The organism is Embleya hyalina (genome assembly GCF_003967355.1).
Classification (GTDB): Bacteria; Actinomycetota; Actinomycetes; order Streptomycetales; family Streptomycetaceae; genus Embleya; species Embleya hyalina.
Window position 1 is genome coordinate 274352 of record NZ_BIFH01000018.1, and the last position, 20596, is coordinate 294947.

A 20596-nucleotide genomic window follows, 5' to 3' on the forward strand; every position below is an offset into this window, starting at 1 on the left:
CCGGCCGAGCCGATCGGCTCGGCCGGGAACCGGCGCGCCGCACCGGCGGGTCGCGCCGCCACGTGTGTGGGTCCACGTCGACCGAGGGCGCGGTCGGTCGTGGGGCCGGGGTGGATCAGGCGAAGTCGGCGACGTGGTCGGCCGCCCAGCGGGCGTATGTGCGGGGGGTGGTGCCCGTGAGGCGGGTCAGGGCGGGGGTGATCTCGGGGCGTGTGTCGACGGTCTCCTCCATCAGGTCGAACAGGGCGTGGACGAAGTCGGCGTCCATGAACGCGGCCATCCCCTCGCGCACCGAGGCGGCGTCGGCCTCCTCGAGGACGAGCCGTCGGCCGAGCGCCTCCCCGAGCAGGCGCACCTGGTCGGTCTGGGTCAGCGCCTCGGGGCCGGTCAACAGGTAGGTGCGGCCCGCGTGTCCCTCGTCGGTGAGGACCCGGACGGCGGCGTCGGCGACATCGCGCTCGTGTACCGGCGCGGTGGTCGCGCCCGCGTAGGGGGCCTGCACCACGTCGCCGTGTGCCAACTGCATCGCGAATGCCAGCGAGTTGATCGCCGGGAAGAACAGCCGCAGGAACGTGTGCGCGATCCCGGTCGCGGCCACCGCCTGCTCGACCCGGGCGTGGTAGGCGGCGATCACGTTCGGCTGGACGGGCGCGCCGTCGACCACCGCGCCCGAGGACAGGAACACGATGCGGCGCACCCCGGCCCCGCGGGCGGCGTCGAGCAACGCGTCCGGGGCGGTTCCGTACGGCAGCGTCAGGAACAGCGCGGTCACCCCGTCGAACGCCTCGGTGAGCGTGGCGGGATCGGTGAAGTCGCCGCGGACCACCTCGGCCTCCGCCGGCAGCCCGGCCCGCTCGGGGTCGCGGCTCAGGGCGCGCACCGGGACCTTCGCCGCGGCCAGCGCCTCGACGGTCTGCCGGCCGAAGTGTCCGGTGGCTCCGGTGACCAGGATCATCGTCGTTCCCCTTTCGTGACGGGCGAGGACCTCGTTGGGGTCCTCGTCCCGCTCGACACCGAAGGTAGGACGCCATTAGGAACATTACGTTCCGCATGGTGCCGCCCGTCCCTCGCGGGCCTCCGGATCCCGGGGATGAAGCGCGCGCCCGCGGGGCACGCGACTTCGCGCCCGAGGACCTCGGCGGATGTCACACTCCCGAGGCGTCCGCGGTGCCCCGGGATCCCGGATCCTCCGGGTCGAGGTCGTCGGGTCGGTGGCGGGCTCTGATGTGGATGCGTTCGCCCTGGGGGCCGAGGATGCTCAGGAATTCGACGGAGTGTTCGTCGGCGTTGCCGAACCAGTGCGGGAGGTGGGTGTCGAATTCGGCGACCTCCCCGTCGGTGAGCACGAAGTCCCGGTCGCCGAGGACGATGCGCAGGCGGCCCCGCAACACGTAGAGCCAGTGGTAGCCCTCGTGGGAACGGGCGTCGGGTTCGCGGCCGTCGGTCAGGCCGGCGGGCAGGATCTGCTTGAACGCCTGCAGTCCGCCGGGTTTGCGGGTCAGCGGTACGACGGTCATGCCGTTGTGGGTGAGGGGCCGCGGATACACGCGGGGGTCGACGTCGTCCGGTGCGCCGATCAACGCGTCGACGGGCACCCGGTGGGCCCGGGCCAGGGGCAGCAGGAGTTCCAGGCCCGGTTTGCGGTGTCCGGACTCCAGGCGGGACAGCGTGCTGATCGGGATGCCGGTGGTCTCCGACAGGGCGGCCAGCGTGACGCCGCGACGCCGGCGCAGCGCGCGCAGCCGGGGTCCGACCGCGGCCAGGACCGCGTCGAAGTCTTCGCTCATGAGACCACTGTCTCCGCGCTTTGCGGTTTCCGCAAAGAACGTTGCTCGATTGCCGTCCCGGGCGCACCTTGGCTTCGTCAGCGAGGAGCAACGAGAGGACCGGGCGCCATGGACGCGAAACGCTGGGACGAGATGTATCGCGGCCGCGAGCGGGTGTTCAGCGGCAACCCCAACGGGGTGCTCGTCGCCGAGACCGTCGACCTGTCGCCGGGGCGGGCGCTCGACGTCGGGTGCGGCGAAGGAGCCGACGCGCTGTGGTTGGCGCGGCGGGGGTGGCGGGTCGAGGCGGTCGACGTCTCCGAGGTCGCCCTGCGACGTGCCGCAGGTGGCGACGGCGACGGTCGGGTGACCTGGGTGCGGGCCGATGTCACCGCCGTGCCACCTCGGGTGGGGGCGTTCGACCTCGTGTCCGTCCAGTACTTCCCGCTTCGTCGCGGACCGGGCCACGCGGCGCTGCGTGGCCTGCTGGATGCCGTCGCCCCCGGTGGCACGCTGCTCTTCGCCACCCACGCTCCGGTGGATCTCGTCGCGGACGGGAAGGGCTTCGACCCCGCCGACTACTACCAGCCGGACGATGTCGCCCGGCTGCTCGATCCGGGCTGGGACGTCCTGATCAACGAGACCCGTCCCCGCGACGCCGCGACGCCCGCCGGTACACACCACACCCGCGACTCCGTCCTGCGGGCGGTGCGCGTTTCGTGAGCGGCGGAGGGCGACGACGCCGAAGCGGGCCGCACCGGCGTCCGCCGCCGGAGGGCCCGGTGTCACCGTACGTGCCGGTGCCCTCGCGGCGCGGGCGGGGCCGTGGTGGGGGTCAGAGGACTTCCCGCAGGCGGGTGGTGAACCCGGCGGGGTCGTCGACGAAGCCGGTGTGGTCGCCCGGGAAGAGCACGGGTTCGCTGCCGAGCGCGGAGGCGAGGGCTCGGGAGGTGCGGTCGCAGAGTTGTCCGGTGGAGCCCTCGCCGATGCCGACGATGACGCGCGTGGCCACCGTACGCAGTGCGGCGAGGTCCGGTCGCCAGTGTGTGGTGGCGCGCAACTCGTGCGCGAACCAACGAAGTTCGTCGGCCTCCTCGCGCGGGGTGCGGTCCGCGCCGAACATCGTCTCGAGCACGCCGTCGGGCAACACGATGTCGGCCTGGGCCAGGAACTTGGCCCAGGCGCCGGTGACATCGCCGCGCAGGCGGGTGGCGATGATGTCGTCGGTGCCGGCGTGCAGGCGCTCGCGGTCGTCCAGGAGTTCGACCAGCGGGGGTTCGTGGGCGACGACGGTGTGTACGCGGTCGGGCCGGGTCCGGGCCAGGGCCAGGGCGGTGACGGCTCCGCCGCTGGAGCCCAGGACGGTCGCCGGTCCGAGGTCGAGCCGGTCGATGAGCCGGGCCAGGTCGGCGGCGCGCAGATCCGGGGTGGAGTCCTGGTCGGGATCGTCGACGGGGCTGCGGTTGATGCCCCTGGGGTCGGCGGTGAGCACGGTGTGATCGGCGGCGAGCAGGTCGGCCAGTGGCGCGAAGGCGTCCGCGTCCATCGGGGCGCCGACGAGCGCGATCAGGGGGCCGGTGCCGCGTACCTCGTAATACAGGCGGGCGTCGGGGACCTCGAGGGTGCCGGTGGTGACGGAAACGTTCGTGGTCATGAGTCCTCCTCGGGCGGCGAGGCGGTCGTTCCGCCTCCTCACCATGACGACGAACGGGAACGGGCCCGATCGACACGGGCGTCGAGAATTCTTCCGCAGCGGGGTCTTCGGGCGTGCCGGCCGGGGTGCGCGTGCCGGCAGTCCGGCGGGTCCGCGAATCGTTCGAACGACACCGGTCCGCCCTAGGGACGGCGGGCCAGCAGGTGGGTGTCGAGGAAGCCTCGTTCGGAGGCCGGGTCGTGGAGCAGGCGGGCGAACGGGACGAGGCCGGCCTCGGCCAGCAGCCCGGCGAAGCGGTCCGCCGGCCAGCTGTAGGCGGGTGCCACCTTGTGGTCGAAGCGGATCGGCTCCGGCCCGTCGGTCCCGAAGAACGAGACCAGGAGCAGACCGCCCGGTGCCAGGACCCGTACCTGCTCGGCGAGCAGCGCGGGTAGTTCGCCGGGCGGGGTGTGGATCATCGAGTAGTGGGCCAGTATGCCGCCGAGCGCGGCGTCCTCGACCGGCAGCGCCTCCATCCGCGCCTCGTCGAACCGCAGCGTCGGATGCGCTCGCCGGGCGTGCTCGACCATGCCCGGGGAGAGGTCGAGCCCGAAGGCGTCCAGTCCCAGCTCGTGCAGCATGGCCGTCAGATGTCCGGGCCCGCACCCGACGTCGGCCGCCCGAGGGTTGCCCGTCCCGCGCACCAACTCGGCGAAGGTGCCGATCATGTTCCGCGAGAACGGCTGTGTCTCCAACCGATCGGCGAACATCGACGCGTACAACTCGACGACGCCGTCGTAGGCCGTCCTGGTCTCGTCCTGGTGCCCCGTCACGGAAAGGCAAGCTAGCATCCCCGCACGCCGCTCCGGACGAAGGGACAACGAGGACACGGCGGTTGGGCGCGCACGGGCGGTTCCGCCGGCTCGGCGGGGGTGGAAGGTCGACTCGGAACTGCCGGGTACGGCCCGCTTCGCGGGCGCGACGCGGTTCGTGCGTCCGCGACCGGGCCCGCGACGGGCCGCTCCCGGCGCCGCGCGAGCCGTGCACCGCGCTTCGGTGGTTTTGCCCGGAGTGGAATCGCGATCGCGGGGAAGCAGTCGACCGCGACGCCGACGTCCGGGGCCGCGTGAGCATCCGCCCGGTGACTCGAGTCGCCCGGGGAGCGCGCCCCCCGCGTCCCCCGGGCGACTCGTTCGGGCGGGGCCACGAAACCGGAGGGTGAGGAGCCCGGCGGGGATCGCGCCGTCGAGTGGGGCCGGCTGCGGTTAGGATCCGGCGGGAAGGGCGGTGGGGCTTTCGTGGCGATGGTCTATGCGGACGGGGTGCTCCGGGTCGAGCGGGTGGGGCCGCCCTCGGTGGTGCGGTTGGCGGGGGAGGTCGACGCGGACAACTGTGTGCACGTGCGTTCCGTGTTGGACGCCCAGCGGGTCGGCTGCGCGGGGGATGTATGTGTGGACGCGGCGTTCCTGGAGTTCATCGACGTGGCGGGTGTACGGACCCTGGTGGAGACGGCGGGGCGCATGCCGTCGGGTCTGTCGGTGGTCGTGCGCTCGGCCCCGGTGGAGTTGTGCGACCTGGTGTCGCTCGCGGGTTGGGACGGGGCGCCCGGGCTGGTGCTCGAGAGGACGGTGCGGCGATGACCGTTTCCGGACCGGACACCTTCCGTGACACATTCCGACACGATGCCCTTCTCTATGCCGGTCTCGACGACTTCGTCGACCGCACGGCCGCGTTCGTCCGCGCGGGTCTCGAAGCGGACGAGGCCGTCGCCGTCGCGGTGATCGAGCCCCGCGCCGGTGCCCTGCGCAAGGAACTGGCCGCCGACGCCGAGCACATCACCTGGATCGACATGGAACGTGTGGGCCGCAACCCCGCGCGGATCATCCCTGCCTGGCGCCAATGGACCCACGACCAGGGCCCCCGGGCGTTCCGCGGGATCGGCGAACCCGTCTGGGCGGGCCGCTCCGAGGCCGAACTCGTCGAGTGCCGCCACCACGAATCCCTGCTCAACCTGGCGTTCGACGGCGTGCCGTGGCGACTCCTGTGTCCGTACGACGTCACCACCCTCGACCCCTCGGTCATCGACGCCGTCCGACACTCCCACCCCCGGGTCCTGGACGCCGGAGCCGAGTACCGGCACGCCCACCCGGGTTCGGACCACTACGCCGCCACACTGAGCGGGCCGCCGCTTCCGGACGTCCCCGAGCACGCCGAACACCTCGCCTTCGCGGCCGGGGAACTGGCCCGCGTACGCGCCTTCGTCCGCGGTCGACTGGGCGAGGCTCCTCGGGCGTACGTCGGGCACGTCCTGTTGGTCGTCACCGAGATCGCCGGCAACAGCATCGTCCACGGCGGCGGACACGGCGAGGTCGACCTGTGGGACGAGGGCACGACCCTGGTCTGCGAGATCCGCGACACGGGCAGGGTCGACGACCCGCTGGCCGGACGCCACATCCCGCACCCGGACGTCGAGGGCGGACGCGGCCTGTGGATCGCCAACCAACTCTGCGACCTGGTCCAGATCCGCTCCACCGACTCCGGTACGACCGTGCGGCTGCGCCTGAACCACGACCGGTAGCGGGCGCGCCCGGGCGGGGGGCGTGACCTCCGACACACTCGAATGGGTGTACCAGTCAACGATCCGGGTAGGGGGCCCGTGCCGCATTCGACAACCCCTGGGAGCCGAGATGACCTTGTCCACGGTGAGCGTGTCGACCTCCGCCGACTCCGCGAGTGCCGCGCCGGAGGGTGGGGCGGTCGACGGTCTCCCGAGGATCGAGGACCCGACGGCGGTGGGCGCGGTCGACGCGCGCGCGATGTCGAAGGTGTTGTTCGTGCGGCTGAGGGCGCTGGAGGAGGGCACGCACGAATACCAATACGTGCGCAACACCCTGGTCGAGCTGAACCTGCCGCTCGTGCGGTACGTCGCCGGTCGGTTCCGGTCGCGTTCCGAGACCACCGAGGAGATGGTCCAGACCGGGACGATCGGACTGATCAAGGCCATCGACCGGTTCGATCCCGCACGGGGGGTCGAGTTCCCCACCTTCGCGATCCCGACCATCTCCGGCGAGATCAAGCGCTTCTTCCGCGACACGTCGTGGTCGGTCCACGTGCCGCGCCGGCTCCAGGAACTGCGCCTGGAACTGGCCCGGGCCCGCGAGGCGTTCACGACCGAACACGACCGCGAGCCCGGCCCCGCCGAACTCGCGGAGCGGCTGGGCGTGAGCGTGGAGGAGGTCGACGAGGGCCTGATCGCCTCCGCCGCCTACTCGACCGTGTCCCTCGACGCCCCCGCTCCCGACGACGAGGGGTCCACGCCGGCCCTGGCCGCCCGGGCGGTGTTCGTCGAGCCCGGCTATGGGATGACGGAGAACCTGGTCGCCCTGAAGCCGCTGATCGCCGCGCTCGGCCCGCGCGATCGGGAGATCCTGTCCCTGCGCTTCGGCGAGGAGTTGACCCAGTCCGAGATCGGCGAGCGCCTCGGCATCTCCCAGATGCACGTCTCCCGGCTGATCAGCCGCACCGTCGCGACCCTGCGCGCCCAACTCCTGGCCGACTAGGTCGACCGACGCCCGCACCGTTGCCGACCGGCCGCGGTCCCGGCGTATTCCAGGGGTCGGTGGGTGGGTCAGAGGTGTGTGGCCGTGTGGATCAGGCCGGCGAGGGCGAGTGAGCGGCTGTGGGCCGGCCAGGCGATGTGGGTGACGACCGGGGGCGCGTCGACCAGCGGGACGGCGGTGTGCTCGGCCCACAACCAGGCGCGGGCGGATTCGGGGAAGACGGCGACGGTGCGGCCGAGGGCGATCAGCTGGGCCAGTTGCGTCTGGTCGCGGATCTCCGGGCCCGGGCCGGGCGCGTACGTGCCGTGCCGGGGCCAGCGGGCGAGCGGGAGGTCGGGGATGTCGCCGACGTCGGCCAGGGACAGGGACTTGCGCGCGGCGAGGGGGTGTCCGGCGGGCAGGATGGCGATCTGCCCCTCGGTCATCAGCTCCTCGCTGTCGAACCCGGCCAGGGAGTTGAACGGCGCGTGCATCAGCGCCACGTCGGCGCGGCCGTCGCGCAGCAGCTCCGCCTGCTCGCACAGCCCGCTCGGCAAGACCTCGATCTCGGCGGCGTCCGGCTCGGCCGCGTAGGCGTCGAGGAGCTTGTGCAGCAACTCGTGGGACGCGCCGGCCTTCACCGCCAGCACCAGCCGGTTGCGCCGGCCGCCCGGCCGGTCGGCGCCACCGGCACGCCGCGTGCGGCGCGCGGCGGCGGTGGTCGCGTCGAGGGCGGCGCGGCCCTCGTGCAGCAACATCTCGCCGGCTCCGGTCAGCGCGACGCCCCGGCGGTTGCGCTGCAACAGACGGACGCCGAGGCGCCGTTCGAGCTGCTGGATGGCCCGGGACAGCGGCGGCTGGGCCATCCCGAGGCGTTCGGCGGCGCGGCCGAAGTGCAGTTCCTCCGCGACCGCGACGAAATACCTCAGCTCGCGGGTCTCCAGGGTGTCCATGGTCCCAACGTACCTCGGTGATACCCACCGGGTATGACAGGGCACTGGATCGGTATTGGCCGCGCCACCGGCCCACGAGCGAGCATCGACGGCATGAGCGAAACCACCAAGACCCCCTCCCCGACACTGCCCGGCGGTACGTGGACCCTCGGCGATCTCACCGTCGGCCGCTTCGGCTACGGCGCCATGCAGCTCGCCGGCCCCGGCGTGATGGGCCCGCCCGCCGACCACGCGGGCGCGCTCGCCGTCCTGCGCGAGGCGGCCGCCCTCGGGATCACCCACATCGACACGGCCGGCGCCTACGGACCGCGGGTCACCAACCGGCTGATCCGTGCGGCGCTGCACCCCTATGCCGAATCCCTGCACATCGTGACCAAGGTCGGCGCGGTCCGCGACGAGCAGGGCGGCTGGCCCCCGGCCCGTCGGCCCGAGGAGCTGCGCCGCGCCGTCCACGAAAACCTCGAGGACCTCGGCCTCGACACGCTCGACGTGGTCCTCCTCCGGCTCGGCGACGCCCAGGGCCCGCGCCCCGGCTCGCTCGCCGAGCCCTTCGCGACCCTGATCGAACTCCGACGCCAGGGCCTGATCCGCCACCTCGGAGTAAGCAACGCGACGCCGGAACAGGTCGCCGAGGCGCGGGCGATGGCCCCGATCGTGGCCGTGCAGAACATGTACAACCTCGCCCACCGCCAGGACGACGCGCTGATCGACGAACTCGCCGACCAGGGCATCGCCTACGTGCCCTTCTTCCCCCTCGGCGGCTTCACCCCACTACAGTCCACGACGCTGTCCACCGTGGCCGACGCCCTGAACACGACCCCCACGTCGATCGCCCTCGCCTGGCTGCTGCGACGCTCACCGAACATCCTCCTCATCCCCGGCACCTCCTCGCTGCCCCACCTCCACGAGAACATCACGGGCGCGGCCCTCACCCTCTCCGCCGAAGACCTCACCGAACTGGACGGGATCGACCGCCGCCGGTGACGACGGCCCGATTCCTCGGCGGCGGGAGTGGGGAATCGGCCGGGTGGGGTGGCTATTGTCGGTGGCATGGGTGACTTGGTGGGGGCGCGGGTCGAGGTCGACGGGCGGGCCACGACGGTGGATCGGCTGCACGCCGTTGCCGTGGGGGGCTATGGGCACTTCACCGCGATGCAGGTGCGTGGTGGGCGGGTGCGTGGGCTGGCGGATCACCTTCGGCGGCTCGACGCGGCCAATCGGGAGTTGTTCGGCAGCGCCCTGGACGGGGATCTGGTTCGGCGGTACATCCGGCACGCGCTGGCCGACGACGTTCTCGACGCGTCGGTGCGGGTGCACGTGTTCGCCGCGGACGAGGACGGGGCGGTCGCGGTGCTGGTCACCGTGCGCCCGCCGGGGGACATGTCGGGCGCGCCGCAGGCGTTGCGGTCCGTTCCGTACCTGCGGTCCGTGGCGCACATCAAGCGGGTCGGGGACTTCGGGCAGGCCCACTATCGGCGACTGGTCGCCCGCGAGGGCTTCGACGAGGCGCTCCTGACCGGTCCGGACGGGGTCGTCGCGGAGGGCGCGATCACCAACATCGTCTTCCACGACGGCACTTCGCTGGTCTGGCCGAACGCGCCGGTCCTGGAGGGCATCACCATGCAGTTGCTCGAACGGGCGCTCTCCACAGGTCCGTTGCCCTCCCGGCGCGGCCCGGTCCATCTGTCCGAGGTGGGTTCGTTCCGGGCCGCGTTCGTGACGAACTCGCGCGGCATCGCGCCGGTCCGGCTGATCGACGACGTGCGGATCCCGGTCGACACCGCGCTGACGGCGACGCTGGCCGAACTGTACGGGTCGGTCGGGTGGGACCGGATCTGACCACCCGTCGGCGGTTGGACTACTCCCAGACCGTGGCTTCGAAGGTGACCGCGGAGCGGGTGGGCACACTGGTGATGCGCAGGTAGGCGGTGTGGCCTTCGTCGGTCTGGAAGCACAGGCGCGTGCCCTGGGACAGTTCGCCGCTCGTGTAGGTGCCGCGTTTGGCGATCGCCTGGGCGCAGTCGTCCCTGGTCGGTTCGGGGCCGTCGGGCGAGACGATGGCCACGACGTTGCCCGACTTGATCGGGCCGAGGGCCAGGTCCGGGAGGTTGAACCCGACCCACGCGTCGGCACCCTTCGATCCGGGTTGGCCGAACGGCGACGAGGTGTCCAGGTCGACGTTCTCGGCGCCCGGCTTGAGGGTGACCTTCATCGGTCCGGCGAGCTTCTTCGCGGGCGCGTTCGCCGCGGGCGCGGTCGCCGGGTCGGTCGCGGGTTTGCCCGCGGGCGACCCGTTCCCGCCGCTCGACGCGGGGGTGTTGATCGGGGCGCTGTTGTTCGTCGACCGCGACTTGTCGTCGTCGGAATCCGATTTCGTGGCCACTTGGACCGTCACGATGATCCCCACCACGGGGATCACGATCCCCACGACCCACCAGGCCCACTTCGGCTGATCGCTCACAATACCCCCGTATGTACGTCGTCCGAGCGCGGCGAGCCTACCATCGGCTTTCGGCCGAGGGGCCGGCCCGAACGCGCGGGGTGCGAAGCGGCCGGCGCGACACGCGGCCCACATCCTCATGCAACCAATGGTTGCGTATTTCCGGAGGCGTCGGCTAAGCTGACGTGCAACCAAACGTTGCAGAAGGTGGCGGACATGGAATTCGGAACGATCGAGCGGGAGATCCACATCGACGCCTCACCCGAGGTCGTCTTCGACGTGGTGAGCAGCCCCGAGCACCTGCGCGAGTGGTGGCCGGACGAGGCGGAGTTCCCGGCCGTGCCCGGGGGAGAGGGGCGGATCGGCTTCGGGAACTGCGCGGAGGGCGACGGCACCTGGATGCGGTTCACGGTCGTGGAGGCCGTGCCGCCGCGGCTGTTCTCCTTCCGGTGGACCCACCCGGAAGGGGAGCCGGCCGCCTCGGGCAACTCGAACCTGGTCGTCTTCGCCCTCGAACCCGCCGGCACGGGGACGCTCCTGCGGATGACCGAGAGCGGCTTCCGCGAGCGCGGCTGGGACGAGGCGAAGATCGCCGCCGAGTACGCCGAACACACCACCGGCTGGGACCACTACCTGCCCCGGCTGCCGACGTATGCCGCGAAAGTCGGAGCGGGCGCATGAGCGTGGTGGTGGACGACGACCTCTGGTCGGCGGTCGGCGACCCGATCCGGCGCCGCATGCTCGACCTGTTGCTGAACGATGGCGGCGGGACGGCGACCAGCCTGAGCGAGCACCTCCCGGTGACCCGCCAGGCGGTGGCCAAGCACCTCGTCGTCCTCGACCGGGTCGGCCTGGTACACGCCACCACCGCGGGCCGCGAGCGGCTGTTCCGCGTCGATCAGGCCCAACTCGCCCGCGCCGTTGCCCAACTCGCCGATGTCGGCGCCGGCTGGGACGCCCGCCTGCGGCGCATCAAGCGCATCGCCGAGACGATCCGGCGCGCCGGGGAATCGACCGACAAGACCGGAAAGCAGTAGAGAGGAACACCGACATGGCAGACATCCTTCACCGCATCGGCGTCGAGCACGCCTCGCCGGAGCAGGTGTACGAGGCGCTCACCACAGTGGCCGGCCTGTCCGGCTGGTGGACCGAGAAGACATCGGGGGAGACCGACCTCGGCGGCGTGATCGAATTCCGCTTCGGGCCGGGCGGATTCGACATGAAGGTCGTCGAACTCGACCCGGGACGGCTCGTGCGCTGGGAGGTCGTCGACGGGCCGGAGGAGTGGGTCGGCACCTTTGTGGAGTGGAACCTCCGCAAGGAAGGCGACTTCACCATCGTGCTGTTCAGGCACGAGGGCTGGCGTGAGCCGGTCGAGTTCATGCACCACTGCGGCACCAAGTGGGCCGTCTTCCTGATGAGCCTCAAGCAACTCCTGGAGACCGGGGAGGGTGCCCCCGAGCCGCGCGACGTGCGGATCGGCGACTGGCACTGACCGACCGGTCGGCGCCGGCCCCGCTCCGGACCCGGGCCGGCGCCGATCACGGCGCCGGCCCGGCGAATCAGCCGGCGACCGTCGCGACCGCCTTGTCCACCGGCACGTTCCCGCCGATCAGTTCCAGCGTCAGCCCGGCCGTTTCGGGGGTGTCGAGCAGGGCGGCGAGTACGGCCGCCACGTCGTCGCGGGTGACGGGCCCGCGCCCGGTGGACGCGGCCAGTGCCACCGTGCCGGTGCCCGGTTCGTCGGTCAGCCGTCCCGGCCGCAGGACCGTCCAGTCGAGTCCGGCCCGCGACCGTACATCGGCGTCCGCCGCGCCCTTGGCCCGCAGGTAGGCGGCGAAGACCGGGTCGGTGCCCTCCGGGGGTTCCCCGTCCGTGCCCATGGCGGACACGACGACGAAGCGCCGTACGCCGGCCGCCTCGGCCGCGTCCGCGAACAGCGCGCACGCCGCACGGTCGACCGTGTCCTTGCGGGCCGCCCCGCTGCCCGGCCCCGCTCCGGCGGCGAATACGGCCGCGTCCGCGCCCGCCAGGTGCCCGGCGACGTCGGCGACCGGCGCCGACTCCAGGTCGCACACGACGGGCTCGGCACCCGCCGCCGACACGTCGCCCGCCTGCTCCGGCCGGCGAATGATCCCCGCGACCTCGTCTCCACGCCCGTGCAGCAGCCGGGCGAGCCGCAGCGCGATTCGGCCGTGACCACCCGCGATGACAATACGCATGAGCACGACCATACGCCCCGGCGACGATCGGCACGCGGCACCACGCGCCGCCGCCCGCGCCCCGTGCGGATCGGCGGGGTCGTACCCCTTCGCCGTCACGCCGGCGGGGCCCGGACCGGTCGCCCCCGGCACCTGCGGACCCGAAGCAGGGCATAGGGTCGCGAATGCGAGCCGGCAGCGGCTCCACACTCGTCGTCCCACGTCATCGAGGAGCCGGCCGGCCATGAGCCCGAAACCGCCGACCCCGCCACCGGCCGACCGCGGCGAACTGCCCCCGGGGCAGCGGCGGGTGCGCGGTTGGCCGGTCTCCCACTACGGCCCGGTCCTGGTGTTCCGCCCCGACCGCTGGGACCTGCGGATCTTCGGCGCCACCGCCGACGGTCGCGAACGGGCCTGGAACTGGGCGGAGTTCATCGCCCACCCGGCGCTGCCGCGGATCACCGTGGTCGCGGATCTGCACTGCGCCCAAGGCGTCACCTCGACCGACCACGAGTGGTTCGGCATCCCCGCGGCGAGCCTGCTGGAGCTGGTCCCGCCCGCGGCGGCGGTCACCCACGTGATGGCGTGGGCGGAGTACGGTTACAGCGCCAACCTGCGCCTGGCCGACTTCGCCGCGCCCACCACGGTGTTGGCCACCCATCGCGGCGGCGAGGCCCTGACCGCCGAACACGGCTTCCCGTTGCGGCTGGTGGTGCCGCACCTGTACGGCTACAAGAGCGCGAAGTGGCTCCGAGCCGTCGAGTATCCGACCGAGGAGCGCCGCGGCTTCTGGGAGGAACGCGGTTACCACACCCTCGGGGACCCCTGGCGCGAGCAGCGGTACGCCCACCAGGAGGCCGGGTCGAACGAGGGCCCCGACCACGGCGGCTGACGCCCGCGAGCCCCGGTGCCCGGCGGCGCCGGCCCGTCGGGTTCAGTCCCTGCGCCACAGTTCGTCGTAGCGCTCCGCCGAGGGCGGCCGGCCGGGGAGCGGGAAGTCGGTGTTGTCCGGGCGGGCGCGCAGGCCGTCGAGGACCAGGGCGACCAGCCGCTCCCGGGCGTGGGCGTCCGCCGGCGTCGGTACGGGCGGGCGTCGGGAGAACTGCTCGATCACCAGGAAGACGTCGATGGTGGTGGCGTCGGCCCGCAGTACGCCCGCGGCGTGGGCGCGGGCCACGACCTCGTCGGCCAACCGGTCCGAGACGCGGCCCGCCTCGGCCATCTCCGGGGTGAAGCGGACCGTCCCGGCGATCGGCGCGAGCGAACCCGGGCCGAAATCGACACACTCGCGTACATAACCGGCCAGTCCCTCCCAGGGGTCCTCGGCGGCGAGCGCGGTCCGCGCGGCCTCCGAATACTGCTCGGCCGCCGACACCGTGAGTTTCTGGAGCAGTTCCTCCTTGGTGCCGTACCGCCGGTACAGCGTGGCGATGCCCACGCCCGCCCGCTCGGCGACGGCGGACACCGGGGCGTCGGCGCCCTGGCTCGTGAAGACCTCGCGCGCCGCGGCCAGCAGCCGCCGGTCGTTGCGCGCCGCCTCGGCCTGGCGGCCACGCTTGCGCGGCCGTTCGCTCGTGCTCATGGTCACCAGGATATCCATTGCGGAGTGGATCGCTCCGTTATAGTTTAACGGAGCATTCCACTCCGTTATTTTTCCCGGCGGCCGGTCCACGCCCCGTGCGTGGTCCGTCCCGCCGTTTCGGTCGCCGAGGAGGCGGAACCATGAAGGCCGCAATCGCCAGGGAGTTCGGCGGACCCGAGGTCCTGCACATCGCCGAGATCCCCACCCCGCACGCGGGGCCGGGCCGGGTGCGCGTCAGGGTGCGCGCGGCCGGCGTCATGCCCTTCGACACCGCCCTGCGCGCCGGGCGGTTCCCGCCCGCGATGACGCCCGGGTTCCCGGCCGAACCGATCGTGCCCGGCAACGAGTTCGCGGGCGTGGTCGACGAGGTCGGCGAGGGGGTCGCGGGGCTCCCACCCGGAACGGAGGTGCTCGGCTTCGCGACCACGGGGGCGTACGCCGAGTTCATCGTCGTCCCCGCCGACCAGGTCACCCGCAAGCCTCCCGGCATGCCCTGGGAGATCGCCGCGGGACTGTCCGGCAACGGGCAGGGCGCGCACCTGGCGCTGCGGCAACTCTCGGTCGGGCCGGGGGACATCGTGCTGATCAACGGGGCCGCGGGCGGTCTCGGCACCATCGCCGTGCAACTCGCGAAGGCGTGGGGAGCCGCGACCGTCATCGGCACGGCGAGCGAGCCGAACCACGACTATCTGCGCTCCCTGGGCGCGGTCCCGGTGACCTACGGCCCGGGCCTGGTCGAGCGGGTACGGGCGATCGCCCCGGACGGCGTCGACGCGGCACTCGACGCGGCGGGTCCCGAAGCGCTCCGCGACTCCGTCGAACTCACCGGGGACCGCGACCGGGTGCTCACCATGATCTCCGACGAGGCCGCCCGCGAACTCGGCCTGCGCGAGTGGAGCGGCGCGCGCAGCGGCGAACTGCTCGGCGAACTGGCCGACGCGTGGAGCGGGGGCGGGTTCGTCGTGCACCTGCGCGCGACGTACGCGCTGGCCGACGCGGCGCGGGCGCATCGCGCCGTCGAGACCGGCCACGGCCGCGGCAAGGTCGTACTCGCGGTGGACCTGCCGTGACGACGGTGCGCGACGCGGCGCCGGAGGGCGGGACGCGCGGTCGTGACCTCTTCGACGACCGGCGGTTCCGACTCCTCTTCCTGGCGCGCTCGATCTCCGTACTGGCCGCCGCCTTCGGCCCCGTGGCGCTGGCCTTCGGTGTCCTGGACCTGCCGGGCGCGAGTGCCACGACGCTGACGGTCGTGCTGACCGCGCAGACGGTGCCGCAGATCGCCCTGATGTTGTTCGGCGGGGTCGTCGCCGACCGGATCTCCCGCACCCGGCTGATGCTGACGGCGGAACTGGCCTCCGCCGCGGCGTTCTTCGGCCTCGCGACGATGTTCGTCACCGGACACGCGCCGGTGTGGGGCATCGCGCTCCTCGCCGCCGCCACCGGCATCGCACTCGCGCTCTACTACCCGGCGCTCACCGGCGTGGTGCCCGAGATCGTCCGGGACGAGCACCTTCAGACGGCGAACGGCGTGCTGCGCCTGGGCGTCAACAGCGCGCGCCTGCTGGGCATGGCGGCGGCGGGCGGCGCGGTGGCGCTGCTGGGGGCCGGGTGGGCGTTGGCGGTGAACGGTGTCGGGCTCGTGGTGTCCGCGGCACTGCTCGCCGCCCTGCGCCCGACCCCCGGGACGGGTCGGAGGCGGACCTCCATGATGAGCGATCTCCGGGAGGGCCGACGGGAGTTCGCGTCCCGCCGCTGGTTGTGGGTGATCGTCCTCCAGTTCTCCTTCGTGATCGCCGCGATGCAGGCCGCCTTCGGTGTCCTCGGTCCTGTGGTCGCGAAGGCCGATCTCGGCGGAGCCCCGGCCTGGTCGGCGATCCTGGTCGGACAGGGCCTCGGCACACTCGCGGGTGTCTTCCTGGCCATCCGTCTCCGTCCCCGCCGCCCCCTGCTGGTGGCCACGTCGATGGTCTTCGCGGTGGCCCTGCCGATCACCCTTCTGGGCATCGGCGCCCCGGTATACGTCGTCGCCCTCGGCGCGTTCGTCACCGGCGCGGCCTTCGACGTCTTCGGCGTGATGTGGGAGACCACGATGCAGCGGGAGATACCGCGCGAGGCGCTGTCGCGCGTGGCGGCGTACGACGGGCTCGGCTCGTTCATGTTCGGGCCGCTGGGCCTCGTCGCCGCCGCCCCCCTCGCGGACGCCGTCGGCGCGCATCACGCGCTGCTGCTGTGCGCGGCGCTGATCGTGCTGGTGACGGTGGGAGCACTGGCCGTCCCCGAGGTGCGAAACCTCCGCGCCCCGACACATGTGGTCGACAGCCGGGCCCTCACGTCGGGGTGACCAGGACCTTCAGGGCGCTGCGCTCGTCCATGGCCCGGTATCCGTCGGCGATCGATTCGAGCGTGATCGCGCTGTCGAACACCGGTGAGGGGTCGAGGGTGCCGTCGAGCACGCGCGGCAACAACTCGGGGATGTAGGACCGGACGGGCGCGATGCCGCCCCGCAGGGTGAGGTTGTTCATGAACAGCGCGCCGACGTCCAGTCCCTCGCCGCTGCCGTGCGGGGCGCCCACCCATCCGATCGCGCCGCCCGGGCGCGTGACGCCGACGGCGGTACGCATCGCCTCCGCGCTGCCGACGGCCTCGATCGCCGCGTGCACACCGTGCCCGCCCGTCGCCTCGCGCACCGCCGTCACGGCCGCCTCACCGCGTTCGGTGATCGTGTCGGCGGCGCCGAACTCGCGGGCGAGGCGCAGGCGGTCCGGGTGTCGGCCCAGCGCGATCACGTGCTCCGCGCCGAGCAGTCGGGCGGCCAGGACGGCGCACAGCCCGACCGCGCCGTCGCCGACCACGGCCACCGTCGCACCGGGTCGCGCGCCGGCGCTCACCGCCGCGTGGTGGCCGGTACCCATGACGTCGGTCAACGCCAGCAGGCCGCGCAGCAGTCGCTCGTCCGAGGCGGCCCCGGCGGGCACCTTGACCAGGGTCCCGTCGGCGAACGGCACCCGGACGCCCTCGCCCTGGCCGCCGTCGGACCCGACCGCGCCCCACATCCCGCCGTTCGTACAGGAGGTGGGCAGGCGCTCGGTACAGAACACGCAGGCCCCGTCGGACCAGGTGAACGGCGCGAGGACCAGATCGCCGGGGCGCACCGAGCGCACCCGGGAGCCGGTCGCCACGACGGTGCCGACGAATTCGTGCCCGATGCGCTGTCCGGGCACCCGGGCGGACTGCCCCCGGTAGGCCCACAGGTCGCTGCCGCACACGCATGCGCGCAGAACGTGGACCACGGCGTCGTCGGGCTGTTCCACGCGCGGGTCGGGTACGTCCTCGACCCGGATGTCATAGGGGCCGTGAATGGTGGTGGCGCGCATGTGTCGTGTCCTTGTCCCCGGCGTCGGTGGGCCGGTCGGCGGTGAGGGTGACGAGGTCGAAGTCGGCGACCGGTCGGGCGTTTTGGTTGACGATCTCGACATGCCAACGCACTTCGCCGTGCCGGGCACCGGGGCGGGGGGTGATCCGCCGGGCGGTCAGGGTGACGGTGAGTGCGTCGCCCGGGCGCACCGGGGCCAGGAAGCGCAGGTTCTCCAGGGCGCGGTTGGCCAGGACGGGTCCGGGTTCGGGTGGGACGAACATGCCGGCCGCGAGGGACAGCACCAGGTAGCCGTGCGCGACGATTCCGCGAAACAGCGGATGCCCGGCCGCGCCGGCCTCGTCGGTGTGCAGGTAGTAACGATCGCCGGTGAGTTCGGCGAAACGGTCGATGTCGTCCCGGGTGACCGTGCGCGGGCCGACCGTCACGGCGTCGCCGGCGCGCACCTCGCCGAGCCGGCGGCGCAGGGGGTGTGTGGGGCCGTACACGCGCGGGGCGCCCGGCTCCCATCGGTCGGTGACCGCCGCCAGGTGCCCGGGCGAGGCCAGGACGTGCGTTCCGCTCGGTCGGCGAAGGAACGCACCGAGGTCGTCCGGGTCGTACGGAGCGCTCGGCTCGGCGGACGGCGCGTGCGGGTCGACGATCTCGACGCGGCTGTGCGTCGGCGTCAGCGCGCGGACCAGGTCGCGGGCCGTCGCGGGATCCTCGGTGACCACCCACCCGTGCAGGTCGCGACCGCCGAGGGTGAGCACGTCGCGGATGTCGGCCGAGGAGCGGTACGGCAGCAGCGTGCCGACCGGCCCGAACGCCTCCACCTCGTGCACCTCGCGGCGTCCGGGGTCGTCGGCGACCAGCAGCACCGGCGGCAGGTAGGCGCCGAACCGCCCCTCGTCGGCCACCGCGGCGATCCGCCCCGGCGTGCCGCGAATCGTCCGGGTCGCCCCGCGCAGCCGGGCGACACCGACCAGGACACGCCGTCGATGCGAAGCGTCGATCAGCGGCCCCATGCCCGCCCCGGGCGTGTCCGGGTCACCCGGTCGCACCTCGTCCAGGGCGGCGGCCACCGCCTCGGCCACCACGTCCACCAGCGGCGCCGGCACGAAGGCCCGCCGCACCGCCGCCCTCGTCTGCCCCGTGTACGCCGTTATCGCGGCCACCAGCCGATCCACGAACACCGCGAAGGCCGCCGTGCCCGGTACCCCGTCGACGCCGAGGACCGCGCAGTCCAGGGCGTCGGTGGCGAAGTCCTCGCGCGGCGCGGCCCGGAGCGTCGCGAGCCGACCGCGCACCCGCCGGGCGGTGGCCGACGTCCCGGTGAAGCCGAGCAGGTCGTGCGCGGTGAGATGGTCGGCCAGGCGGGTCGGCCCGGATACGAACTGGAGCGCCCCGTCCGGGATTTCCCCACTCTCGACGATCCCTCGGACCAGGTGGGCCACCACCTGCGCGGTGCGGTGCGACGGCCGGACGACGACCGGCACGCCCGCGACGAACGTGTCGGCGAAGGCGCCGAGCAGGCCGGTCGCGGGCAGGCTGAAGCCGCCGATCCGCACCGCGACACCGGGCGGCGCGTCGAGCACCGACCGGCTCGCCGAACCCCGTGCCCCGGGGCCGTCGTCCACCAGGAGCCGCCCGTCCGCCGTGGCACCGCCGTCGGCCAGTCGTCGGGTGATCGCCGCGGCGCGCCGCCGCATCGCCTCCAGCCCGCCGTCGATGTCCCGTACGGCGTCGGCCGACGAGGTGCCCAGGTGGGCGAGGAGGCGTACGAACTCCTCCCGCCGGCCCGCGAGAAGGCGGGCCAGTCGGTGCAGCGACCGGGCCCGCTCGGCGAAGTCGGTGCCGCGCAGCGCGGGGATGCCCACCGTCCGGGCGTACGCGAAGGCCGGGGCGGCGTCGATCCCGGTCGTGGTGACCCGGAAGACCTCGTGTCCGTGCACCGCGTGTCGGCGCGCGATCCCGCGGTCGGCGGGCGGCTGCCGGCGGCCGCACAGGTAGTGCGGCACCGGGCCGCTCATGATCGGCCCCCTTCGCCGGGCGCGCACAGGGCGGGTCGCCGTGCCGCGGGATCCGCCGGTTCGGGCGCTCCGACGTCGTTCGGCGTGAATCCGGCCCGCGCCGCAGATCGGAACACGGAAGGTGACAGCGAGTAGGTCGCCTTGAAAGTGCGCTGGAAATGACTGAGGTCCCGATAACCGACCCGCAGGCAGATGTCGGCCACCGGCAGATCGCTTTCCAGCAGGAGTGAACGCGCGAGTTCCATCCGGAGTTCCGTGACGAAATCGATGAATCTGTGACCGGTTCGTTTCTTGAAGGTCCGCGAGAAGTGGTATTTGCTCATGTGCGCGGCCCGGGCGGCCAGTCCGAGGGTCAGTTCGTTGTCGGCGAATTTCTCCCGGATGAAGGACACGGCGGAGTCGACCTGTTCCGCCACCGGGTCGGCCGCGGGGAGTTCGGCGGCGGGTGTGTTCGGCGCGTCCGCACGCAACCGGCCGGTGAACCAGAGCAGTTCCTCGACGAAGCCGCTCAGCGTGCCGGGCGGCGGCTCGGCCCGTGCCGCACGCCGCCGCGGGACGGCGGCCGGAGGGCCGGGTACGGTCAGCGCGCTGGGGATGACCACCGCGTCCAACGCGGCCAGCACGACCCGGAGATGGTCCACCGCGTGGGTCCCGCGCGCGGCACCCACCGAGACCAGGCCCACCGGTTTGCGCCGCACCGGGCCGCCGGCCAGGTGGTCGAGGGCGAGTTTGATCTCGCCGGAAAAGGAGTTGTTGCGTACGGCGGTCAACAACACCAGCGCGTGGGCGCCGGCCGCCGAGGCGCGAAGTCGCTCGCGGGGTACGGCGTCACGGCCGGCCGGCCCGACCCGAAGCCACTCGGGTCGACGGCCGGCGACCGTGCCGATCATGGTGTCCAGGCCCGGAAGGAGCCGTGTTCCGTCGAAGGAATGCTCCGGAGTGTCACTGACGATGAGAACGGCAGGAGGAATCGTTAATGCGAACCGCTGAACCATGATCGAGCTCCCCGTGGATCGTGTCTCGAGAAGACTAGGGAGACGCGCGTCAAGGCCGTGTGAGCGTTGTCCGCGGCCCAGTCGGTTGTTCCTTACGCC

Annotated in this window: 23 protein-coding genes; 12 read left to right on the forward strand and 11 right to left on the reverse strand. The window is 72.9% G+C overall.

All coding sequences use genetic code 11. The features are described 5' to 3' along the window. Positions 1-115: 115 nt before the first annotated feature. Entirely contained in the window at positions 116-955 is an 840-nt protein-coding gene (locus tag EMA17_RS16635; protein ID WP_126637803.1) for an SDR family oxidoreductase, read from the reverse strand. Positions 956-1145: 190 nt separating this feature from the next. Beyond that, positions 1146-1787 (reverse strand): helix-turn-helix domain-containing protein, encoded by a 642-nt coding sequence (locus EMA17_RS16640; protein WP_126637804.1) that lies wholly within the window; start codon positions 1785-1787, stop codon positions 1146-1148. 108 nt (positions 1788-1895) lie between these two features. Between EMA17_RS16640 and EMA17_RS16645 the strand changes: the two genes are divergently transcribed. Continuing rightward, entirely contained in the window at positions 1896-2489 is a 594-nt protein-coding gene (locus tag EMA17_RS16645) for a class I SAM-dependent methyltransferase (protein ID WP_126637805.1), read from the forward strand. Between the two features lie 112 nt (positions 2490-2601). Here EMA17_RS16645 and EMA17_RS16650 read toward each other — a convergent pair whose 3' ends face one another. Next, a complete protein-coding gene (locus EMA17_RS16650; protein WP_126637806.1) occupies positions 2602-3420 on the reverse strand; it encodes an alpha/beta fold hydrolase in 819 nt (272 codons plus the stop codon). Between the two features lie 182 nt (positions 3421-3602). Further along, positions 3603-4232, reverse strand: coding sequence for a class I SAM-dependent methyltransferase (locus EMA17_RS16655; RefSeq protein WP_126637807.1), 630 nt, complete (start codon positions 4230-4232; stop codon positions 3603-3605). A gap of 471 nt (positions 4233-4703) precedes the next feature. Here EMA17_RS16655 and EMA17_RS16660 point away from each other — a divergent pair, with 471 nt between their 5' ends. The 3 genes from EMA17_RS16660 to EMA17_RS16670 all read left to right on the forward strand — a co-directional run bounded on the left by EMA17_RS16660 (position 4704) and on the right by EMA17_RS16670 (position 6959). Continuing rightward, the gene (locus EMA17_RS16660) at positions 4704-5039 is read left to right on the forward strand and encodes an STAS domain-containing protein (protein ID WP_246126728.1); all 336 of its coding nucleotides are present in this window, start codon (positions 4704-4706) and stop codon (positions 5037-5039) included. Continuing rightward, positions 5036-5977 carry an anti-sigma factor RsbA family regulatory protein gene (locus EMA17_RS16665; RefSeq protein ID WP_126637809.1) on the forward strand — a complete coding sequence of 314 codons (942 nt, stop codon included), beginning with the start codon at positions 5036-5038 and terminating at the stop codon, positions 5975-5977. The genes EMA17_RS16660 and EMA17_RS16665 overlap by 4 nt, the downstream gene beginning before the upstream one ends. A 109-nt stretch (positions 5978-6086) precedes the next feature. After that, positions 6087-6959: an RNA polymerase sigma factor SigF gene (locus tag EMA17_RS16670; RefSeq protein ID WP_126637810.1), complete on the forward strand. Its 873-nt coding sequence runs from the start codon at positions 6087-6089 to the stop codon at positions 6957-6959. Positions 6960-7027: 68 nt separating this feature from the next. On the opposite strand, the gene EMA17_RS16675 is transcribed toward EMA17_RS16670, so the two are convergent. Beyond that, positions 7028-7891 (reverse strand): LysR family transcriptional regulator, encoded by an 864-nt coding sequence (locus tag EMA17_RS16675; RefSeq protein ID WP_126637811.1) that lies wholly within the window; start codon positions 7889-7891, stop codon positions 7028-7030. A gap of 93 nt (positions 7892-7984) precedes the next feature. On the opposite strand from EMA17_RS16675, the gene EMA17_RS16680 reads away from it, so the two are divergent. Then, complete coding sequence (locus EMA17_RS16680; protein ID WP_126637812.1) at positions 7985-8875, forward strand: aldo/keto reductase family oxidoreductase; 891 nt, start codon at positions 7985-7987, stop codon at positions 8873-8875. 66 nt (positions 8876-8941) lie between these two features. Continuing rightward, on the forward strand, positions 8942-9730 hold the full coding sequence (locus EMA17_RS16685; protein ID WP_126637813.1) for an aminotransferase class IV: 789 nt from the start codon (positions 8942-8944) through the stop codon (positions 9728-9730). Between the two features lie 19 nt (positions 9731-9749). On the opposite strand, the gene EMA17_RS51780 is transcribed toward EMA17_RS16685, so the two are convergent. Then, positions 9750-10352, reverse strand: a complete 603-nt coding sequence (locus EMA17_RS51780) for a hypothetical protein (RefSeq protein ID WP_160161428.1) — start codon at positions 10350-10352, stop codon at positions 9750-9752. A gap of 195 nt (positions 10353-10547) precedes the next feature. Here EMA17_RS51780 and EMA17_RS16695 point away from each other — a divergent pair, with 195 nt between their 5' ends. The 3 genes from EMA17_RS16695 to EMA17_RS16705 are packed head-to-tail and all read left to right on the forward strand — an operon-like array spanning position 10548 to position 11826. Next, positions 10548-11012, forward strand: a complete 465-nt coding sequence (locus EMA17_RS16695) for an SRPBCC domain-containing protein (protein ID WP_126637814.1) — start codon at positions 10548-10550, stop codon at positions 11010-11012. Further along, the gene (locus EMA17_RS16700) at positions 11009-11368 is read left to right on the forward strand and encodes an ArsR/SmtB family transcription factor (RefSeq protein WP_126637815.1); all 360 of its coding nucleotides are present in this window, start codon (positions 11009-11011) and stop codon (positions 11366-11368) included. Before EMA17_RS16695 ends, EMA17_RS16700 begins: the two co-directional genes overlap by 4 nt. Before the next feature lie 14 nt (positions 11369-11382). Continuing rightward, the gene (locus tag EMA17_RS16705) at positions 11383-11826 is read left to right on the forward strand and encodes an SRPBCC family protein (protein WP_126637816.1); all 444 of its coding nucleotides are present in this window, start codon (positions 11383-11385) and stop codon (positions 11824-11826) included. Between the two features lie 67 nt (positions 11827-11893). Here EMA17_RS16705 and EMA17_RS16710 read toward each other — a convergent pair whose 3' ends face one another. Continuing rightward, positions 11894-12553, reverse strand: coding sequence for an NAD(P)H-binding protein (locus EMA17_RS16710; protein ID WP_126637817.1), 660 nt, complete (start codon positions 12551-12553; stop codon positions 11894-11896). 223 nt (positions 12554-12776) lie between these two features. On the opposite strand from EMA17_RS16710, the gene EMA17_RS16715 reads away from it, so the two are divergent. Next, entirely contained in the window at positions 12777-13424 is a 648-nt protein-coding gene (locus EMA17_RS16715) for a molybdopterin-dependent oxidoreductase (protein WP_126637818.1), read from the forward strand. Between the two features lie 42 nt (positions 13425-13466). Here EMA17_RS16715 and EMA17_RS16720 read toward each other — a convergent pair whose 3' ends face one another. Continuing rightward, positions 13467-14114, reverse strand: a complete 648-nt coding sequence (locus EMA17_RS16720) for a TetR/AcrR family transcriptional regulator (RefSeq protein ID WP_174861377.1) — start codon at positions 14112-14114, stop codon at positions 13467-13469. Between the two features lie 140 nt (positions 14115-14254). On the opposite strand from EMA17_RS16720, the gene EMA17_RS16725 reads away from it, so the two are divergent. Together EMA17_RS16725 and EMA17_RS16730 are read left to right on the forward strand one after the other, a co-directional pair. Further along, a complete protein-coding gene (locus tag EMA17_RS16725; RefSeq protein WP_126637819.1) occupies positions 14255-15184 on the forward strand; it encodes an NADP-dependent oxidoreductase in 930 nt (309 codons plus the stop codon). Beyond that, a complete protein-coding gene (locus EMA17_RS16730; RefSeq protein ID WP_218042860.1) occupies positions 15181-16458 on the forward strand; it encodes an MFS transporter in 1278 nt (425 codons plus the stop codon). The genes EMA17_RS16725 and EMA17_RS16730 overlap by 4 nt, the downstream gene beginning before the upstream one ends. Here EMA17_RS16730 and EMA17_RS16735 read toward each other — a convergent pair. Genes EMA17_RS16735 through EMA17_RS16745 form a run of 3 tightly spaced genes read right to left on the reverse strand, consistent with a single transcriptional unit; the run spans position 16445 to position 20497 of the window. Beyond that, on the reverse strand, positions 16445-17491 hold the full coding sequence (locus EMA17_RS16735) for a zinc-dependent alcohol dehydrogenase family protein (RefSeq protein ID WP_126637820.1): 1047 nt from the start codon (positions 17489-17491) through the stop codon (positions 16445-16447). The two genes, EMA17_RS16730 and EMA17_RS16735, sit on opposite strands and share 14 nt — an antisense overlap. Next, complete coding sequence (locus EMA17_RS16740; RefSeq protein ID WP_126637821.1) at positions 17460-19502, reverse strand: aldehyde dehydrogenase family protein; 2043 nt, start codon at positions 19500-19502, stop codon at positions 17460-17462. Before EMA17_RS16740 ends, EMA17_RS16735 begins: the two co-directional genes overlap by 32 nt. Further along, entirely contained in the window at positions 19499-20497 is a 999-nt protein-coding gene (locus tag EMA17_RS16745; protein WP_160161429.1) for a helix-turn-helix transcriptional regulator, read from the reverse strand. The genes EMA17_RS16740 and EMA17_RS16745 overlap by 4 nt, the downstream gene beginning before the upstream one ends. Between the last annotated feature and the right edge of the window lie 99 nt (positions 20498-20596).

Coding starts and splice junctions, on each gene's coding strand:
- EMA17_RS16635 (WP_126637803.1), bottom strand. CDS start 955: ATGATCCTGGTCACCGGAGCCACCGGACACTTCGGCCGGCAGACCGTC.
- EMA17_RS16640 (WP_126637804.1), bottom strand. CDS start 1,787: ATGAGCGAAGACTTCGACGCGGTCCTGGCCGCGGTCGGACCCCGGCTG.
- EMA17_RS16645 (WP_126637805.1), top strand. CDS start 1,896: ATGGACGCGAAACGCTGGGACGAGATGTATCGCGGCCGCGAGCGGGTG.
- EMA17_RS16650 (WP_126637806.1), bottom strand. CDS start 3,420: ATGACCACGAACGTTTCCGTCACCACCGGCACCCTCGAGGTCCCCGAC.
- EMA17_RS16660 (WP_246126728.1), top strand. CDS start 4,704: ATGGTCTATGCGGACGGGGTGCTCCGGGTCGAGCGGGTGGGGCCGCCC.
- EMA17_RS16665 (WP_126637809.1), top strand. CDS start 5,036: ATGACCGTTTCCGGACCGGACACCTTCCGTGACACATTCCGACACGAT.
- EMA17_RS16670 (WP_126637810.1), top strand. CDS start 6,087: ATGACCTTGTCCACGGTGAGCGTGTCGACCTCCGCCGACTCCGCGAGT.
- EMA17_RS16675 (WP_126637811.1), bottom strand. CDS start 7,891: ATGGACACCCTGGAGACCCGCGAGCTGAGGTATTTCGTCGCGGTCGCG.
- EMA17_RS16680 (WP_126637812.1), top strand. CDS start 7,985: ATGAGCGAAACCACCAAGACCCCCTCCCCGACACTGCCCGGCGGTACG.
- EMA17_RS16685 (WP_126637813.1), top strand. CDS start 8,942: ATGGGTGACTTGGTGGGGGCGCGGGTCGAGGTCGACGGGCGGGCCACG.
- EMA17_RS16695 (WP_126637814.1), top strand. CDS start 10,548: ATGGAATTCGGAACGATCGAGCGGGAGATCCACATCGACGCCTCACCC.
- EMA17_RS16700 (WP_126637815.1), top strand. CDS start 11,009: ATGAGCGTGGTGGTGGACGACGACCTCTGGTCGGCGGTCGGCGACCCG.
- EMA17_RS16705 (WP_126637816.1), top strand. CDS start 11,383: ATGGCAGACATCCTTCACCGCATCGGCGTCGAGCACGCCTCGCCGGAG.
- EMA17_RS16710 (WP_126637817.1), bottom strand. CDS start 12,553: ATGCGTATTGTCATCGCGGGTGGTCACGGCCGAATCGCGCTGCGGCTC.
- EMA17_RS16715 (WP_126637818.1), top strand. CDS start 12,777: ATGAGCCCGAAACCGCCGACCCCGCCACCGGCCGACCGCGGCGAACTG.
- EMA17_RS16720 (WP_174861377.1), bottom strand. CDS start 14,114: ATGAGCACGAGCGAACGGCCGCGCAAGCGTGGCCGCCAGGCCGAGGCG.
- EMA17_RS16725 (WP_126637819.1), top strand. CDS start 14,255: ATGAAGGCCGCAATCGCCAGGGAGTTCGGCGGACCCGAGGTCCTGCAC.
- EMA17_RS16735 (WP_126637820.1), bottom strand. CDS start 17,491: ATGCGCGCCACCACCATTCACGGCCCCTATGACATCCGGGTCGAGGAC.
- EMA17_RS16740 (WP_126637821.1), bottom strand. CDS start 19,502: ATGAGCGGCCCGGTGCCGCACTACCTGTGCGGCCGCCGGCAGCCGCCC.
- EMA17_RS16745 (WP_160161429.1), bottom strand. CDS start 20,497: ATGGTTCAGCGGTTCGCATTAACGATTCCTCCTGCCGTTCTCATCGTC.